Source organism: Polaribacter butkevichii (assembly GCF_038024105.1).
GTDB classification, from domain to species: Bacteria; Bacteroidota; Bacteroidia; order Flavobacteriales; family Flavobacteriaceae; genus Polaribacter; species Polaribacter butkevichii.
Window position 1 is genome coordinate 1518382 of the sequence record NZ_CP150661.1, and the last position, 18968, is coordinate 1537349.

At 27.1% G+C, this 18968-nt stretch carries 20 protein-coding genes; 19 read left to right on the forward strand and 1 reads right to left on the reverse strand.

The genetic code is table 11. From position 1 onward, the window contains the following. The first annotated feature begins 196 nt into the window (after nt 1-196). The 17 genes from WG951_RS06285 to WG951_RS06365 all read left to right on the forward strand — a co-directional run bounded on the left by WG951_RS06285 (nt 197) and on the right by WG951_RS06365 (nt 14486). Nucleotides 197-2209, forward strand: coding sequence for a PHP domain-containing protein (locus WG951_RS06285; protein ID WP_105050580.1), 2013 nt, complete (start codon nt 197-199; stop codon nt 2207-2209). Next, on the forward strand, nt 2190-2486 hold the full coding sequence (locus WG951_RS06290) for a hypothetical protein (protein WP_105050579.1): 297 nt from the start codon (nt 2190-2192) through the stop codon (nt 2484-2486). The genes WG951_RS06285 and WG951_RS06290 overlap by 20 nt, the downstream gene beginning before the upstream one ends. Nucleotides 2487-2659: 173 nt before the next feature. Further along, on the forward strand, nt 2660-3250 hold the full coding sequence (locus WG951_RS06295) for a hypothetical protein (RefSeq protein WP_105050578.1): 591 nt from the start codon (nt 2660-2662) through the stop codon (nt 3248-3250). Nucleotides 3251-4059: 809 nt separating this feature from the next. Next, nucleotides 4060-4782, forward strand: a complete 723-nt coding sequence (locus WG951_RS06300) for a hypothetical protein (protein ID WP_105050577.1) — start codon at nt 4060-4062, stop codon at nt 4780-4782. A 5-nt stretch (nt 4783-4787) separates the two neighbouring features. Then, a complete protein-coding gene (locus WG951_RS06305) occupies nt 4788-4952 on the forward strand; it encodes a hypothetical protein (protein WP_170062930.1) in 165 nt (54 codons plus the stop codon). A gap of 206 nt (nt 4953-5158) precedes the next feature. Beyond that, nucleotides 5159-5710 (forward strand): hypothetical protein, encoded by a 552-nt coding sequence (locus WG951_RS06310; RefSeq protein WP_105050576.1) that lies wholly within the window; start codon nt 5159-5161, stop codon nt 5708-5710. A gap of 167 nt (nt 5711-5877) precedes the next feature. Continuing rightward, complete coding sequence (locus WG951_RS06315) at nt 5878-6669, forward strand: CPBP family intramembrane glutamic endopeptidase (protein ID WP_105050575.1); 792 nt, start codon at nt 5878-5880, stop codon at nt 6667-6669. A 205-nt stretch (nt 6670-6874) separates the two neighbouring features. Further along, entirely contained in the window at nt 6875-7426 is a 552-nt protein-coding gene (locus WG951_RS06320) for a hypothetical protein (protein WP_340915816.1), read from the forward strand. A gap of 271 nt (nt 7427-7697) precedes the next feature. Continuing rightward, entirely contained in the window at nt 7698-7862 is a 165-nt protein-coding gene (locus tag WG951_RS06325; protein WP_245893557.1) for a hypothetical protein, read from the forward strand. After that, entirely contained in the window at nt 7846-8148 is a 303-nt protein-coding gene (locus tag WG951_RS06330) for a type II toxin-antitoxin system RelE/ParE family toxin (protein WP_105050573.1), read from the forward strand. The genes WG951_RS06325 and WG951_RS06330 overlap by 17 nt, the downstream gene beginning before the upstream one ends. 328 nt (nt 8149-8476) lie before the next feature. Continuing rightward, on the forward strand, nt 8477-8983 hold the full coding sequence (locus WG951_RS06335) for a hypothetical protein (protein WP_146105318.1): 507 nt from the start codon (nt 8477-8479) through the stop codon (nt 8981-8983). Between the two features lie 792 nt (nt 8984-9775). Further along, nucleotides 9776-10477: a hypothetical protein gene (locus WG951_RS06340; protein WP_105050571.1), complete on the forward strand. Its 702-nt coding sequence runs from the start codon at nt 9776-9778 to the stop codon at nt 10475-10477. Continuing rightward, the gene (locus WG951_RS06345) at nt 10464-11216 is read left to right on the forward strand and encodes a hypothetical protein (RefSeq protein ID WP_105050570.1); all 753 of its coding nucleotides are present in this window, start codon (nt 10464-10466) and stop codon (nt 11214-11216) included. Before WG951_RS06340 ends, WG951_RS06345 begins: the two co-directional genes overlap by 14 nt. A gap of 194 nt (nt 11217-11410) precedes the next feature. Beyond that, nucleotides 11411-12037 carry a tetratricopeptide repeat protein gene (locus WG951_RS06350; RefSeq protein WP_105050569.1) on the forward strand — a complete coding sequence of 209 codons (627 nt, stop codon included), beginning with the start codon at nt 11411-11413 and terminating at the stop codon, nt 12035-12037. A 188-nt stretch (nt 12038-12225) separates the two neighbouring features. After that, nucleotides 12226-12621 carry a hypothetical protein gene (locus WG951_RS06355; protein ID WP_105050568.1) on the forward strand — a complete coding sequence of 132 codons (396 nt, stop codon included), beginning with the start codon at nt 12226-12228 and terminating at the stop codon, nt 12619-12621. A 47-nt stretch (nt 12622-12668) separates the two neighbouring features. Continuing rightward, complete coding sequence (locus WG951_RS06360; RefSeq protein ID WP_105050567.1) at nt 12669-13283, forward strand: hypothetical protein; 615 nt, start codon at nt 12669-12671, stop codon at nt 13281-13283. A 9-nt stretch (nt 13284-13292) separates the two neighbouring features. Further along, nucleotides 13293-14486 carry a hypothetical protein gene (locus WG951_RS06365; RefSeq protein WP_105050566.1) on the forward strand — a complete coding sequence of 398 codons (1194 nt, stop codon included), beginning with the start codon at nt 13293-13295 and terminating at the stop codon, nt 14484-14486. A gap of 130 nt (nt 14487-14616) precedes the next feature. On the opposite strand, the gene WG951_RS06370 is transcribed toward WG951_RS06365, so the two are convergent. After that, nucleotides 14617-15585: an IS110 family transposase gene (locus tag WG951_RS06370; protein WP_340915824.1), complete on the reverse strand. Its 969-nt coding sequence runs from the start codon at nt 15583-15585 to the stop codon at nt 14617-14619. A 394-nt stretch (nt 15586-15979) separates the two neighbouring features. On the opposite strand from WG951_RS06370, the gene WG951_RS06375 reads away from it, so the two are divergent. Then, entirely contained in the window at nt 15980-16513 is a 534-nt protein-coding gene (locus WG951_RS06375) for a hypothetical protein (RefSeq protein WP_146105317.1), read from the forward strand. Between the two features lie 1424 nt (nt 16514-17937). After that, complete coding sequence (locus WG951_RS06380) at nt 17938-18531, forward strand: hypothetical protein (RefSeq protein WP_340915794.1); 594 nt, start codon at nt 17938-17940, stop codon at nt 18529-18531. The last annotated feature ends 437 nt before the right edge of the window (nt 18532-18968 follow it).

The following is an 18968-nucleotide window of genomic DNA, read 5'->3' on the forward strand; positions in this document are numbered from 1 at the left end:
TAAGCCGAATAAGAATAACTCGGAATAAAAACAACGAAATGCCAACACCGTGTAGTAAAAATTGCTAAATTAGTTCTTAACTAAAAGCTGTTGCATTTTTGCTCACTTCAATTTTCCTGCGGAAAATAGCCGTTCACAAAAATCGCAACTTTCATTACACAAACACGTTGGCGGTAATTTAAAAAAACATACATAATTGAAAAAAATTGATTTCCATATTCACACCGTTCAATCTGTAAGCGACAGACATTTTGAATTTGACATAGAATCACTTCAGGAATATGTAAATCTTCTTAAAATTGATTGTATAGCTATTACTAATCATAATTTATTTGACAAAATCCAATTTGAAGAAATATGTAAAAAACTTGAAATTAAAGTTTTTCCTGGAATCGAAATTGATTTAGAAGGAGGTCATTTATTATTAATATCTGAAAATGATATTCTAGATGATTTTGCTTTAAAATGCCAAAAAGTAAAAGACCTTATTCCTACCAAAGACGATTCAATAAATTATGAGCAATTAATTGATATTTTTCCTAATCTCAAAGATTACCTTTTAATTCCTCACTATGATAAAAAGCCAAATATTAAACCAATCACCTTAGAAAAATTAGGAGATAACATCATTGCAGGAGAAGTAACTAGTTTAAGAAAATTTAAAACTTGCATAAAAGAAGCTGACAAACTTACACCTCTAATTTTTAGTGATTGTAGGTTTGTTGAAAATATGTCTTCATATCCAACAAGACAAACTTATGTTGATGTTGAAGAGACAACATTAAATGCTATAAAAGGTTGTTTATATGATAAAACTAAAGTCTTTCTTTCAGAAGAAGATGGAAATGACTTTTTTCAAGCGACTGATGATGGAATTATGTTGTCAACAAGTTTAAATGTAATCGTTGGAGGTCGTTCTTCTGGTAAAACATATACACTCGACAAGATTTGCGAAAATTTTGATAACGTAAAATATTTAAGACAATTTTCTTTACTACAAAATGACAAAGAGAATTTCAAAAAATTAGTAACAACAAGACACAGTTTAGTTACGGAAAATTATCTCAAAGAATTTAAAGATGTTGTTTTAGACGTAAATGAAATAGATTTAAAATCAAATGAAATTTCGCTCGACAAATATTTAATTTCTCTAAAAAAATATGCTTCTGAAACTAATAATTTAGATACATTTTCAAAATGCAAATTGTATAATGAAACTAAATTCACACTTGATAGTTTAGAAAATCTTAAAAAGTTAATATCTGCTACAGAAACTTTACTTGAAACCAACGAGTATAAAGATATAGTAAATAAGCACGCAACAGATAATAGTTTAAAGAATTTAGCTATTGAACTAATTCAAAAGTACAATGAACTTTATGAGCAAAATCTAAAAAAAGATTGGACAAATAATTTAATAGAATCGATAAAAGATAGTTTAAAATTTCGCTCAACAACAACATCAATTGAGGAAGTAGATTTTTCAAAAATTCAATCAGAGAAAATTAAAGTTCAAAAGTTTATTAAGTTGGTTAAAAATGTCCAATCAGAAAAAATTATTGATAGTAAAGAAATACGAGGTTTTAAAGTTTTAGCAAAAACGAAAAAATATACAGGAGCTGGACAATTAAAAAAGAAAAGCAAAACCAATTTACGTTTTAGTGATGCGTTCAATAATTACGAAAATCCATATAAATTTTTAATTTCTCTTCAAAACGTAGGAATCGAAGAAACTGAATTCTATAAATATTTTGTAGATATCGATTACAGAACATTAAATAAACACGGCTATGAAGTTTCAGGTGGAGAACGTTCTGAATTTAATTTACTTCACGAAATAAGTGACGCATTAAAGCACGATTTGTTATTGATTGACGAGCCAGAATCTTCTTTTGATAATATTTTTCTTAAAAGCGAAGTAAACGAATTAATTAAAGAAATATCAAAGGAAATCCCAGTAATTGTTGTTACTCACAATAGTACTATCGGAGCATCAATAAATCCTAATCACCTTGTATTTACGCAAAAAACTGTTAATGCAGGAAATGTAGATTACAAAGTGTTTTTTGGTCATCCAACTAGCAAAATATTAAAAAGTGTTGGTGGAGAAACAATTAAAAACTTAGATGTACTTCTAAACTGTTTAGAAGCAGGAGAAGATGCCTATAACCAAAGAAATATAACGAATTATGAAATTCTTAAAGATTAATAATAACCAAGCCTTTTTTCTAAAAGATAAAGCGGAACCGGAAACTTGGACTGAAATTGACAAAATTGAGAAAGAAGATTTAATGAAACTTCTAGATTTCGCAATTGAAGAGGATTTTGAAATGGACGTTTATGATGAAAATAATTTGGCGAATAAAGCGCATCAAATAATCTACAAAGGTATTTATGAAAAGCTGAATACGTTCTTAAATAATAAAGACCGTTTTAAAGACGAAACAGAAGCAATTTATAAAGAAGCTTTGGAAAAATATCAATAAAAAACTACCGCCAACACCGTGTATAATTCATTGCTAGTTATAGCCTACTTACGAAAGTCCTCGCGGACTTTCTATCTGTGATTTATTTGCTAACTTTAGTGCTTAAACACGCAACGAAATCATACACTAGACCGTTGTGTGTAAGCTGAAAAAAATCCGTCAAATTAACAAAAATGGGAATATTTGATTTTATAAAAGGAAAAGAAAAAACTAAATCGGTAAAAACCGAAAAACCTTTGCCTGAACAAAAACTATTCTCTGAAAAATGTTTAGAAATCATAATTCCTACATTTGAAAAGTTTGGATTTGAAAAGCACAGAATTGAAATTGAAAAATATTCTTCAACAATAATTTATCAGAAGAATAAACAATACCTGAAAATAACGAGTACAACTTATCCAAGAGATTATCCTCATTGCTACAATATTGTATTCGGAGAAGGAGACAGCGAAGATTTTTATGAATATGATTGGAATTCTATCGCTTTATGGAAGTTTAAACAAAAAATTGATCCAAAATTAAAAGCTTCTGAATATAGTTTTCCAAGTGAAAAAGGAATTAATCCAAGTTTAGAAAATGCTAATAATGAATTGCTTGAATTTGGAATTACCTTTTTAAATGGAAACTTAAATTTATTCTATGAAATTAGAAAAGAACAAAGTCAAAAAAGGGAATCTTACAAAATACATTCGTCAGATAAAAAGGGAAATTATAAAACAACAAACGAATTGAAAAGTTTGGAAAAAAAGGAAAAATATAGTTGAATAAAAAGCCTACACACAACACCTTGTATAAAAAATTGCTACATTTGGTTTAAACTAAAACTTGTTGCTCTTTTGCAAACTTCTGAATTTCCTCCGGAAATTCCTCGTTCACAAAATCGCAACTTTCCATACAAAACAACGTTGTAAAAAACTACTGAATCGCGCCAGAAACAAATAATTTATTTTAAATTAACTTTTGGCTTTTAAGTTTGAAAACCTAAATGTTGGAGAATAAATTTTCAGAAATATGGAACACTTTCTCGCGAGTGAAAATTTCTCTAAATTGGAAAGTTTGAGAAATTTAATAAAAAAGTTTTACTCAAACGCTTGAGAACCCAAATTGCGGAATTCTTACTCAACCTCTGAATTTATAAAGTTTGAGGAATTCAGCAAAACACTAAAAAAAGGTCTTGCAAAATTGGAGAATTTTAGTAATTAAAAAATAATTTACTCAAACTCTGAAAACCAAAATTGCGGAAAAAAATAAAAATGCTGGAATTCTTACTCAAACGATAAATTTGGAAATTTAGTAAAACACCAAAAATCAGAATTGCTGAATTAATTCTGAAAAAATAAAAAATTGAATTATTAGAAGCTGAAAAAAACAAAACTATGGAAAAATTAAATACGCATTTTACAACAACTTGTATAAAAAATTGCTACTTTTAGCTTAAACAAAGGCTGTTGCATTTTTGTAAACTTCTGAATTTCCGTTGGAAATTCCTCGTTCACAAAAATCGCAACTTTCCATACAAAAATACGTTGCCAAACATTTAAACGAAAATAGATAATAAATACACAAATTGAATATGAAAAAAACACCTTTAATTGCTATAATTATATTAATGAATAATATTTTGTTTGCACAAGAGACAAAAGATTTCACCTATCTTTTTTCAGGAGAGAAAATTTATTCAAATAATGTGAAGTATGTAACTAAAAATTTCTCAAAATCTTATTTTTTAGTCTCCGATAGAGAAATAGCTAATTCGGATGTAAAATTTTACAAAAATAGTGAAGGCTTTTTTGCAAATACAATGAACTTGGATTTTATTGAAAGAGTAGGATTTGCCAAAAGAGTCGTTAGGGGAAACATTAATTTATTCAAAGAAGAGTCAGTTTCAAATACAATGATGATGGGACCAAATGGAATGATGGGAAGTATGGGACCAAACCATTTTGTTGATTATTATTATAACATTAATGAATTTGACGACCTAAAAAAAGCAAATTATAAAAATCTAAAAATAGATTTAATTAGTAATCAAAATAGTATGTTTCATTTGCAAAAGTTTAAATCTGTTAATCAAAGGAAAACAATTTTATATATTGTTGGTGGAATTATTATGACTGCAGGAGTAGCCACACTTATAAATAAAACCAGTAATATACCACAAGGAGAAGAAACTCCAAACGTAACAGGAAGTGCTGTTATTATTGGAATTGGATTTGGAACCCTTGTAACTAATTACTTAACAACTCGAAATAGACACAAGCATATTAAAAATGCAATTGAAGAATTTAATAAATAAAAAAAATGAAGAATCAAAAATTTAAAAACAGGAATTTTATATATGCTCTTTTTTTAGGGTTTACATTAGTAATAATTTCTTGTACACCAGAAGAAGAAGAATGTGAAACTAAAACAGTTTGCTATCCAGGAGGTGGCTGCATAGAAACACCTGTTGGAAATTGTTTTTAAAATTATGAATTCAAATACAAGATAAATATTGAATTACAAAAAACGTTTGCCAACACCGTGTAGTAAAAATTGCTAAATTAGTGCTTTAACAAAGTTAGTTGCTTTTTTGCATACTTTGATTTTCCTTCGGAAAATCTTCGCACACAAAAGTCGCAACTTTTATTACACATACACGTTGTAGCCAATTAAAAAATAGAACCCAAGAAATGAAGAAAATATTATTATTAATAATTCTGTTAGCTGGAATGAGTAGTTTTTCTCAAAAAAATGAAAAATTTAAATCAGGAGTTAAAATCATTGAAAATGAAAAAATAAAAGAATATAAAAAACCAAAATCGATTTTATTTATTTTCAAAGGTCATACCCATTCAATTAATTACTTTCTTGACCTTAAAAAGAGAATCCGTAAAGATTTTAAGAAAAAAATGAAAAAGAAATTTAGGAACTTCAAAATAAATTTTAACTACGAATTGAATGCTAAAAAATCTTTTGAGTCTGATTTGAAAAATATTCCTTCAAAAAAATACGATAAGAACGACTTTGAATCTATATGTTATATTTCTTTATCTGACTTTAAAGGTTGGGACAATGAATTAATTGAAAAAAGAAAACAGAATTACAACTTAAATATTAAATTAAAAACTACTAATTCAGATCCTTTAATAACATTAAAACTTAACGTAAATAGTTATTATACAATACTTACAGAAAACAGGAATTCAAGTAAATTGATTTATAAAACAATAATGGAAAATTAAAAAACTGGCTACAACACCGTATAAAAAAAATTGCTAAATTAGTTCTTAAATAAAGGCAGTTGCATTTTTGTCAACTTCTGAATTTCCTTCGGAAATTCCTCGCTGACAAAACCGCAACTTTCCTTATACAACAACGTTAGCTGTAATTAAAAAAAACACCGAGAATATTGAAAATAATCAAAGCTATATTATTAACTGCATTACTTTTAGCAATAGGAATTATACTTGAACTTAGTCTTATCGGACTTGACGAATACACTAACTTAATTGAAAAAGGAACTGAACAACATATCATTGGTATTGCTTATATTTTAATGTGGATTTCTTTCATAATTGTTGCTTACTTTTTTTGGAGACCTAGACCGAATTTAAAATCAGAGTTAAATATTAAACAATTGGATTTCACTTTAATTCCATATTTATTGATAATAATAATTGGACTTGGATTCGCAACACAACCGATAATTGATTTTAATAGAATTATAGATTTTTATCTGAATTCAGAGACAAAACCACATTATAAATTTTCTGGATTTAGTACATATTTTATATATTTTAGAATTTCAAGTATCCTAATTGCTCCTGTTTTTGAAGAATTATTTTTTAGAAGATTTCTGTTTTCAAAACTTCTTGAAAAAAATAAGGTTTGGATAGCTATTTTAATTTCGAGTTTATGCTTTTCAGCTATTCATTATCCAACCCCAAATAATTTAATTCCAACCTTTATCTATGGTGTAATTGCTTGCATAATCTATATGAAAACAAAGAATATTGTTTACCTCATAATTATTCATTTTTTAAATAACTTATGTTCTATGCTATATTCAATTTTTGGCGACCCATTTTTTGATTGGATCTATGGACTAAACTATGATTTTATGTATTGGGCTTTGTTTGTATTTGGAATATTAACAACTATTTTAGGAGTAAAAAAAATAACTACAGCTAACACCGTATAAAAAAAATTGCTAGTTTTAGCTAAACCAAAGTGAGTTGCTCGTTTGCTAGCTTCTGATTTTCCTTCGGAAAATCCTCGCACACAAACACGCAACTTTCCTTATACATAAACGTTGTACGTAAGCTAGAATTACCAACAAAAATTTAGTTAAAATTTAAGTTTTCAGATATTTAAAAATGAAAAACAAGCGGAATTTAAAGCTGAAAATGAAAAAATCTGAAACAAAAATATTTGTCGGAATTGGAGTTCTAATTTTATTAATTGATATTTTATTAATGAAATATTGGGTTAGTATAATTGAACCTTATTCATTTATGTCAGTTGGAATTGAATCTTATAGACCTCGAATATTTATTGTGAACATTCTGGTTGGAATTATTACATTCTTAATTAAAAAAAGATTTTCTATTTTATTTTTTGTAAACACAATTATCTGTTATTTAATCTTCTCTTTTTTCTGGAATTCTTGGATTGAAAATCATCCTTATTCTCAAACGAACTATCATTTTAAAATTGAAAACAGAAATTTACGTTTAGATATTTCTGAAAACCCAAATACTTATGGAATTTATGAACTGAATCCAAATCCGAATGATTCTTTGAAAATCATAAAAATGGGTATGAATCTAAAAAAAGGAGATAGTATTATATTAAAATGGTGGAAACAAGGCGAAAATTTTGAAATGTATTTTTACAAAAACAAATTAATTGGATTTCCTGAAAACCCGAAAGGAATTGAAATGAAGAAACAGGAATAAAAAGCCTACGTACAACACCGTATAAACTTTATTGCTGGTTTTAGCTCACTTGGGAAATTCCTCCGGAATTTCGCCGTTCGTGTTTTATTTATTAAATTCACTGCTTAAACAACGCAACAAAGCTTATACAACAACGTTATGCAACAGTAAAAAAACATCACGTTAATATTGAAATATTAAATGAAATTTGTAACTTTGATTTATGGATATAAATCTTCAAAATAATAAAATTGAATTAATTCAGTGGCTTTCCACGCTAAATGACAAGTCTTTGATTGACAAGATTATGATGTTGAGAAAAAAAGAGAAAACAGATTGGTGGAATGAAATCTCTAGTGAAGAGCAAAAATCAATAGAAAAAGGAATACAAGATGCTGATAATGGTAAGTTAACTTCTCACTCAAATGTGAAACAGATTTATGAAAAGTGGTTATAAAATTCTGTGGACTGATCACGCTATTTCAGAATTAAGAGAAACTATTGAGTATTTGGAAAATAATTGGACTGAAAAAGAATTGAGAAAATTTTCTGCGAAACTTGACCATACTATCGAATTAATCTCAAAAACACCTGAAATGTTTCCTGACTCTTACGAAAAAAAAGGAATCAAAAAAGCTGTTGTTGAAAAACATAATAATTTATATTATAGAATAATTGGCAATTCTGTCGAAATAATATCTTTATTTTCAAATAAGAAAAATCCTGACAGGAAAAAACTATAAACCGTTGCATAACACCGTATATAATTTATTGCTGGCTTTTTGCCTACTTGCGAAAGTCCTCGCGGACTTTCTTTGTCCGTAATTATTTACTAAATTAGTTGCTTGAAAGACGCAACAAACCATATACAACAACGTTGTAGCCAATTTGAGAAAACGCAATCACTCGACCAAAAGCATCGTTCACTCAATTTGACTTTGACTTACTGAAAAACTGAATTAAGTTTGAGGAATCAAACCAAAATAAATGAATTACAAAATTATATTTCCACTTTTGACTTTAATCGGATTTCTAACCTCGTGTAATTCTTATAAAATAAAAGTATACTCGTTGAGCAGAAACATAGAATATGTAGAGACGAATGGAAAAGAACGATTATATGCCAAAAGCCCGAACAAATCAATTATTTTCATTTCCGACTCGACTGTGAATTACTCGAAAATTTATGGACATCTCGGAGCAGTAACTACAATTAAGTATAAAATATCTAATGACACTTTGATTTTGGGAACTAAAGATATTTATGGAAAAAATTTGACCGACAATAATCCTGACTTTTCAAACATATATTTGGTAAATAATGATAGTATAACGAGCTTAAAGAACGACGAAAAATATTTTTCAACTGACTACCTGAAAAGTTCATCGGAAAAACCTAAAGGGTTTTATATTATTTATAAGAATAAAGCTTATAGGATAAAAAGCCAAAGAAGTGCTGACCGAATACTTGGAAAAATTGAAAATATGGACTCAAAAAGATTCATTGAATTAGATAAAGATATTGCAAAACAGAGATACGGAATAAATAAAAAATATAAAACACTTGAATACAAATAAAAACTGGCTACAACACCGTATAAAATTAATTGCTAGTTCTAGCCTATTTACGAAAGTCCTCGCGGACTTTCTATCTGTGATTTATTTACTAACTTTAGTGCTTAAAACACGCAACTAATCTTATACAACAACGTTGCAAAAAACTGGCTGAAAATATAATTTAAGAACAAAAGTTATTTTAAAATATATTTTATTTTACAAGTTAGAAAACTCAAAAGGCGGAAAAAAGTTTGAAAAAAATGCTGCGGAACACTCTCTCGAGATTGGAAAATTCTGAAAGAATTTTATTAATAATTAGTGTTTCAGAACGTTGAAAAAGTTGGTCAAATTTAACTAGTTTGAAAATTAGTGAAAACTTGAAACTTATTTACTGTTTGAAAAGAAAATTAAGAAATTAAGCAAAGTGTTGAATAAATGTTGGTGAAAATAACTCTCAAACACAATTTTAGAAAGGCTGAGAGATTTAGAGAACAAACAAAAAGGTTTACTCACTTTCGGAATTAAATGCGACTAAAAGCACGAAAAAACTAAAATGAGAAACTGAATAAATTGCGGAATTAAAATCTTGGCGGAATTTACTCTTAAACCCAAAAAATAGAAATTGAAAACATAAAAACGAAAATTAAACCCGCATTTTGCAACACCTTGTATAAAAAATTGCTTAATTTGGCTTAATCAAAGTTTGTTGCATTTTTGTAAACTTCTGAATTTCCGTTGGAAATTCCTCGTTCACAAAACCGCAACTTTCCATACAAAACAACGTTGTAGGTAATTAAAAACAAAATTTCGTAAATGAATGACAATCTGATAATTACTCTTGCAATTTTACTATTATTTTCGCCAGTAATTCATCAATGGTATTTATTATTAAAAGAACGAAAAGCTGAAAATAAAAAAGCTTTAAAAAAATTATTTAGACTTACTAAATACAGTTTTATAATTCTAATTTTCACTGCAATTACTTTTGGAATTTTAAGTCACACAAATTTCTTGAATTACGAAAAACCTATAACTTTTGACAAATTCGATAAAATCACATTTGAAAATTTTCGTGGTTTAGAATTTTTTAAAAAGTCACTTTACGGAAATGAAAGATTTGCTTATGTTGTAACATCAATAGAAACTGAAATTAATGAAAATTCTGTTACAGTTCAATCATTGTTTCATCCTTCACGTTCTTTTGTTTACAAAACAAATACAAATAGCAAAGAACTATTAACGCACGAAAAATATCACATTAAAATCACAGAATTGTTTTCTCGAAAAGCAAAAGCAAAAATATCTAATCTAAAAAAATTCAATAAAAACAAAATTGAAGGAATTATAAGAGAAGTAAAAACGAACGAAAGAGCTTTTCAGAAAGAATATGATTATGATACATTTCATAGCTATGTTTTTAGTGAGCAAAAGAAATATGAGAAAGAAGTTGATAGTTTATTAACTTTGCTAAAAGAATATAAAAAACCAAAAATTACTATTAATGAGAAAAATTAAATACTTCCTTTTAGCATTTGTTTGCTTAATATTAACAAATTGCGAAACTGAAAAACACGAATTCCCATTAGATAAAAGATATTGGGATACGAACGATTACGACAAAGTAATTCTTGAATTAAGATATGGTTACGAAAATGACGAAAAAAAACCAACTTTTGACAATCCAGAACAAAGAATCGTTGTTGAGAAACTAACAGATGAACAAAATTTTAAAGTCGTATTAAATGATAAAGAATTAGGTTTAAAACATCGAAATAAAGTTGCAACAGAATTCTTTAATCATTGGAAAGATATGCATCAAATTTATCAAGCAACAGACCGAAAAGATAAATATCTTTATGATTTAGAAATGTTAGCTGTTTGGCAATATGGTTTGAGTTTACAGCTTGAATATTTTAAATTAGGAAATGACGAAATAATTGAAAGTGCAGACGATCCAAATTCTTCAAAAGTTAAAAACACCATTAACTCAAATATTCAAACTTTGATAAGTAATTATATTATTTATTTAGATGAGATAAACAATGAAAAAGCATTTTCAGAAAAAGGAAAATCTAAACTTGCGAGTGGAATTAATAAATATTTCTCTAAGCTTGTCGAACTTCATCCGAAAGCAAATTATAGCGGAATGAAAAATAAAGCGGAATTGATGCTAAAAAAGAGTGAATCAAATGAAATTAAATCATCTTTGAATAAGTTAATTGAATTAATCGAATTAAAGAAAAAGGAAGAATAACTACCTACAACACCGTGTATAATCAATTGCTAGTTCTAGCCTACTTACGAATATTCCTGCGGAATATTCTATCTGTGTTTTATTTGCTAAATTAGTTGCTTAAACACGCAACCAATCATACACAACACGTTGCAAGTAATTGGCGGAAACCACGCTCCATTCAATAATTTAACGTAGCTAATAACTGATACATTATGAAAAAAAAAGTTCTTATAATATTACTAATTTCACTCTTTTACAACACTAATTTAACTGCTCAAAAAAAGGAAATTCAGAAAGAAATTGACTCAATAACTTCATTGATTAAAAATTGTAATCGTTGTTATTATGAATATTTTGAGAGAGCAAAATTATACATTGAAAATAAGAGAAAGGTGGAAGGAATGAAAGATTTAAATCAAGTTATAAGAAAAGAAAAAGAATTTTATAATAATAGAATAAAAGACAGTCGCCTAACAACTTATTACAATGAAAGAGGAAAATTAAAACTTGATTTGAAAGATTATCGTGGAGGAATATTAGACTTTGATAAAGCAGTTGATGTAGCTAATTCAATATCCAGTGTTTGGGTCGAAGTTTTCTTTAATAGAGCTTTCTGTAAATCTAAAATCGGTAAATATAATGAAGCAATAGAAGATTATGAAAAGGTTTTTAAACATAGTTATAATGACGATTATACAAACAGAATGACGCATTATAATATTGGCCTTTTAAAAATAAAAGTACTGAGAATTGAAGAAGGATGTTTAAACCTAAGCAAAGCAGGAGAATTAGGAATGACTGATGCTTATAAAGTAATTTCGAAACATTGCAACAAATAATAAAACTACAGCTAACACCGTATAGTAAAAATTGCTAAATTAGTGCTTAATAAAACTAGTCGCATTTTTGTAAACGTCCATTTTCCTTCGGAAAATAGCCGTTCACTTTAAACGCAACTTTCAATATACAACAACGTTGGCAGTAATTTAAGAGAAACTTCAACAATACATTTAGAAATCGAATAATTATGGAAAGATTAAAAGAAGAAATTAATTCATATTATAGTCAAATCCCAAAATCAGAAGCTTTGAGAATGGCTTTAGACAATTGTCGTGAATTATTAAGACAATCAGTTGAAATAACAAAGAATAATAAAAAGGAAAAAAAAGAGGAAGAACTATTAACATCATCACATAGGGTTGTTTGCTACAAAGAAATAAATGAAGGGCTAATAGCACTAATTGAAAATCACAGTTCTGAAAAAATTAAAAAAGCTAAAAAATCGATAGATTTACTTCTATTTATAATCCAAAATGAAACTGAAGATGTTTTTATAAATTCCGAAAATAAAATTAGGGAAGAACTAATAAATGAAAAATATATACCTAATTTAATAATAGAATGGACATTAAAAAATTGTTAAATTACAATTAGTTTAAATAAAAGAAAATTAACAATAAAAGGTGAAATATGAAATTTTTGAATTTTTTTAAAAGGAAAAATAAAACAACAAATCAAGAGAATCAAAAAAAAAATAATGATTTAAATTCTAATTTTACAGTTGAAAAACATACAGTAGAAGGAAAAAAATGTATAGTAATTAGGCTCAAAATAGATGATAATAAAATACCAATACTTGCTCCTATTTCTAATCAAAATTCCGAAATGATTGAATATAAAAGCTACAGAAGTAAAAATTTAACATTTCAGAGTGAAGATTTCTTTTATATGACCCCAATAGAATCTTTTATAAAAGAAATCACTTTTTTTGGAAAATATTTAAATGAAAATGGATTAAATGATAATAGTTTTGAAAACGCATTACTTATTTTAGCTGAAAGACACATAGAAAAAAATAAAAGAATTATTGATAATGATTTATACGGTCTAATTGATATGGCTCTTATGGTTAAAACTTCAATTGCGTTAAGTTATAAAACCCAATTTAATTCAGAGCAATTAAAGGGTATGTGGCTGTATATATTAAACAAAACACTACCGAAAATTAAAAATAATTTATATAATACAAAATATGACTTAAGTAATCCTTCACAACCAAAACCTTATTTAGAAAAATTTTTATAAATAAACAAAATGGGCGTTGGTAATGAAATAAAAGTAATAGTAAAACAAGGAAAGTCAATCATTGATAAATTAAAAGATTATGAAAATGATATTGTAGATTTAGATAATTTAGAGGAAATAAATGAGGAATTAAAAAAATTATATTCAGAAATCCACGTTTATAATAGAATAAATAACGATGAATCTTTTGATTTTTTTTACAAGATTAATTCTGCTTTAGAAAACCTTTTTGAATTTAAAGAAAACTATGAGTTTTCAAATAAAGCAATGAAAGAATACAATTCATTAGATTTAAATGATGAAAAAAATATAATAGAATGGATTTTTAAATATGAAAATGAATTCTGTTTTTTTGAGCAATCTGAAAACGTTTATGCTTATTTATTTAAAATTAAAGACATTAAAGAAAATATTGTTATTGACTGCTCAAAATATTCTGTTTCTTATGATTTTATAAATAAATATGGGGAACATTGGGGAGATATTTATGAAAAATATAGACCAGAAGAAAAATTTTTAGATGAAATTGAAAGCCATACAATACCTTACTATTTAGGTTTTCATAACAAACATTTAGATATATTAGAAAAATATAAAAAACTGCCATCAGGAAAAGTACCTGAAAGTTATTTCACTAATGTTTTTGATATAGATGAACTTTTGAATTTTTATTCTAAATTTAAGGATATTGCAGAAGGAGAGAAGAATAAAAAACAAATGGATAAATTTCAGAATATGAAATTTGTTAAAGATTATCAGGTAAATATAAATAAACTGTTTATCATTTATAATCTTATTGGTTTAAAAACAAAACATAATATTTCAAAAAAAGCATTACAAGCATTTAAAAAATTAAATAAAAATAACGAAAAAGAAATATTAGAATGGGTTATAAAATTCTATGAAAAAGGAGCAAATATTTTCCCTGAAGGAATTGTAAGAGTTCATAAAAATCTTTTGAGATTAGAAGGCATAAACGAAGATTTAATTGTAAATATTTCAAAATATGTTGAATCTTACGACTTTCCAATAATTCAAGCAAAACAATGGAGGAAAATCTTTATGAAATATAGAATTGAGGATAGTGAATTAAATGGAACTGTATGTAGAGATTTATTTGACTATTTAGCATATCAGAATAAATATATTGACCTTCTCGAGAAATATGAAAGATTACCGAAACTAAAAAAAATTGAAAAATAAAAAAACTACTGCCAACAAAGAACTGAGCTAAAAAACAACTCTTTTCTTCATTAAATTTACGCACTATTATTTTAGGCTCATAATGCTATGAATTCGTATTTTGAGCTTTTATTTTTTATGTAAATACTACTTATTTTGATAAAACAGAAACGTACGTTTCGTCATATGGTAAACCTGATTTTGCAATAGCAAAACCCTGTCTTATCAATTTATTTGAAACCGCTATTAAAGCCAATTTCTTACTCTTACCCTTGTTAACAATTCGCTCATAAATCTCGCGACATCCTTTATTATGCTTGCTAGCTGTAAAAGCACAGAGAAACAAGAGGTTGCGTAACTTCCTATTTCCAACCTTACTTATTCTACTTCTTCCACGTACACTACTCCCAGATACTCTTATCGTTGGAGTAATTCCTACATAACTACATAATTGTGAAGCTGTTTCAAATTTCTTAAATCCATCAGTAATTACAATTAAAAACAATGCCGTTTTCAATCCTATTCCTGGAATACTTGTTAGCAATGTTAACTGTGCTTGCTGGTCTTGTTTTACTAACGATAATACTTTTGTTTCGATTCCTAAAATCTCTTTATCTAAATGTTTTTTAGTCCGTTTTAATGAACTATAAACCCACTTAGAAGGAATCCCTAAAACTTCTTCTCCGTGAATTTTATTCTTAACCGCTGTACGTTTTTTAATATTACTATCTAATAATCTAAACAACTGTAAACACTCGCTCTGAACATTGGTAAGAGCCGTATACAATGGAACTTCATTAATGGTTCCATATTCACAAATAGCCTTCGCATCACTTTTATCCGTCTTTACTTTAGATAATTTCATTTGGATAAATCGCTTGACTGATAAAGGATTTACAACCGATACAAAAATGCTTTGCTTGTATAAAAACTGAGCTAATCTATAATGATAATAACCTGTTGCTTCCATAATTACTAATGAGTTGTTAGGCAGACTTTTTAAGAATCTTTTAAACCCTAATTCATCATTTTTAAATTGATCATGACCACTTGTACTTCCATAAACATCAAAAACGTCTTTACTGATGTCAACTCCAAAAATTTCCTTATATTTATTCATAAGAACTGATTTATGAAAGAATAACCTACTTTTACTCACAACAACTTGAAATCGAGATCTAGGTCTCACAGAACTGAACGTGATTGTTAGTAGAAAAGAGAGAGGATTATCAATGTTGTCGAAGTCTTGGCTTCACCGTGTATATTAACCTTAATTCTCTCTTTTATTCTTTCTGATTTATATACTTAAATTTAGTCTTTTATTATAAAATGCTAACTTAAGCCGTGTATAAAAAATTGCTTATTTTTAGCTTAACCAAAGTTAGTTGCATTTTTGTAAACTTCTATTTTCCTGCGGAAAATAGCCGTTCACTTTAAACGCAACTTTCCATAACACAACAACGTTGTAGTGCATTTGAAAAATGAACATCCTGAAAATCAACATACAAAAATCCTTGAATTCTGAAAGACTTTACTTTGACAAATCTTTCGTTGAAAGTTTATGGGAAAACGGACTAATCATTGCCAACCTTATGTTTTTTCTCTATGTAACAGGAAGAGATTTTTATCAAAATATAGAAAAATCAAAACCATTTGGATGGACATTATTTTTTTTCATACTAGTAATAGTCATTATTTCATTGGGAATAATCTCATTTCTGAATAGCAAAAAACTTGAAAAAATTGAAGGAATAACTCAATCTGAAAACACAAAAATTTTAAAGAAAATTGTAAATAGAAACGGGTGGAAACTATTTGAGGAAAATAAAAATTTAAATATTATTAACATTTCTTTTTTAGACACACAAACAGATTATGGGAAACAAATTATTGTCCTTTATAAAAATAATCACGTTTTAATAAATTGCACTTCATTTGCTTTTGGAAAAACACCAAATCCTTACAATTGGTTTTCGAATAAAAAAATGGTTGAAAAATTTAAAACTGAATTTATAGAAAATAAAAACGCACTACAACAACATATATAATTTATTGCTGGCAAAAAGCTTACTTACGAAAATCCTTGCGGATTTTCTTTGTCAATAATTATTTACTAAATTAAGTGCTTAAAACACGCAACAAACCATATATAAACACGTTGTAAAAAACTACTGAATCGCGCCATAAACAACTAATTTATTTTAAATTAACTTTTGGCTTTTAAGTTTGAAAACCTAAATGTTGGAAAATAAATTTTCAGAAATATGGAACACTTTCTCGCGAGTGAAAATTTGTCTAAATTGGAAAGTGTGAGAAATTTAATAAAAAGGTTTTACTCAAATGCTTGAGAACCAAAATTGCGGAATTCTTACTCAACCTCTAAATTTATAAAGTTTGAGAAATTCAGCAAAATACTAAAAACTAGTCTTGTAAAATTGGAAAGTTTTAGTATTAAAAAAAAAATACTCAAACTATGAAAACCAAAATTGCGGAAAAAAAATAAAAATGTTGGAATTCTTACTCAAACGATAAATTTGAAAATTTAGTAAAATACCAAAAATCAGAATTGCTGAATTAATTCTTAAAAATAAATCTAAAAAAATAAAAGCTGAATTAGTAGAAGCTGAAAAAAACCAAAAATATGGAAAAATTAAACACGCATTTTACAACAACTTGTATAAAAAATTGCTACTTTTAGCTAAAACAAAAGCTGTTGCATTTTTGTAAACTTCTGAATTTCCGTTGGAAATTCCTCGTTCACAAAAATCGCAACTTTCCATACAAAAATACGTTGCCAAAAACTGGTGAATCAAGCCGAATACAAGTCGTTTAGTAAAATATAATTTTGGCTTTTTTTTAGTTTGTAAATCTGAAAAAAGTTAAACACTCTCTCGCGAATTAAAATTTTGAAAAATCGGAGAGTTTTCTAAATTTTACAAAAAAGGAATTTACTCAAACTCTGAAACCAAGATTCCAGAGAAATCACTCAAATGTGAATTTCTAAACTTTGCGGAATTAAGCAAAATGCGGAACAAAAACTGTGCGGAATTTTCTCTAAAACAAAGTTTAGTAAGGCTGAGAATTTTCTGAAAATTAAATTAAGTGAAAATTATTGTCGGAATTAATCACGTGAGAAAACCACTCAAACGCTGAAAACCAAAGTTGCGGAATTTTTACTCAGAATTTAATTTATCAAGTTTGCGGAATTAGAAATGCATGAAAAATGGAATTTAATGAAATTACTAGTTGTAAATTAAAAATAACGTGAATATTAAACGAAATATGGAAATGGAAATAAAATAACGCATTTGGCAACACCTTGTATAAAAAATTGCTAAATTTGGCTTAATCAAGGTTTGTTGCATTTCTGTCAACTCCTATTTTCCTGCGGAAAATAGCCGTCGACTTAAAACGCAACTTTCCATACAAAACAACGTTGGCTGTAATTAAAAACCGAAATCAAAATTAACATATGAAATTAAAAAGAAATTTATTTACAATTCTATTTTTGACAATTAGTGCAATTGGAATTGCGCAAGATTATAAAAATGAACTGAAAAAGGAATTTAATGATTATTTGAGTACAATTGTAAATATGGAATTTGAAAAATCTATGGAATATATTGTTCCTGAATTTTTTGAAATTATTCCGAAATCGCAAATGATTAAGGTTATGAAAATGACTTTTAACAATCCAGATATGGAATTTGAAATAAAAAATCCAAAAATCTTGAAAGTTAATGACAAAAAGGAAATTGAAAAGAAATATTATTCACTTCTGACTTATTCAAATCAAATGAATATGAAAATAAAAGGAGAAGAAGGAGAAACAAAAGACGAAAAAACAACGAGAATAAACTTGACTAAATTGTCATTGGAAAGCACTTTTGGTTCTGAAAATGTCGTTTATAACGAAAAAACTGATTTTTTTGAAATTCAGTCTCAAAAAGACGTTTATGCAATTTCTGAAAGTGGAGAAAAAAACTGGAAATTTTTAGTAATTGAAAAGAAACAGAAGATGATTTTGGAAAAATTACTACCAAAAGAATTGAGTGAAAAAATATAAAAAAACTACAGCCAACACCATATATAAATACGTTGCCAAAAATTATCCAGAAACACTCAAACCGTTGGAAAAAAAACAATAAAACTCTTGAATTTTAAAATGTTAGACACTCTCTCGCGAGTCAAAAATTTAGTTTTATATAAAAATTAAAAAGGTTGAAAATATAGAGATTCTTAAAACAAAGTTTGTGGAATTTTTACTCAAACTTAAAATTTAAAAAAGGCGGAGAAATCTCGTTTTTTAAGAATAAAAGAAACCACTCAAATGTTGAATTTCCAATTATTTCGGAGTGAAAATCTTTGAGGAATTATCACTCAAACACTTAATTTTAAAATACGGAAAGATCTCGAAAATCAAAACATGAAAAAATACTCAAATGTTGAATTCCAAATATTGCGGAATTGAAAATGTTGGCGGAATTATCACTCGAACGCTAA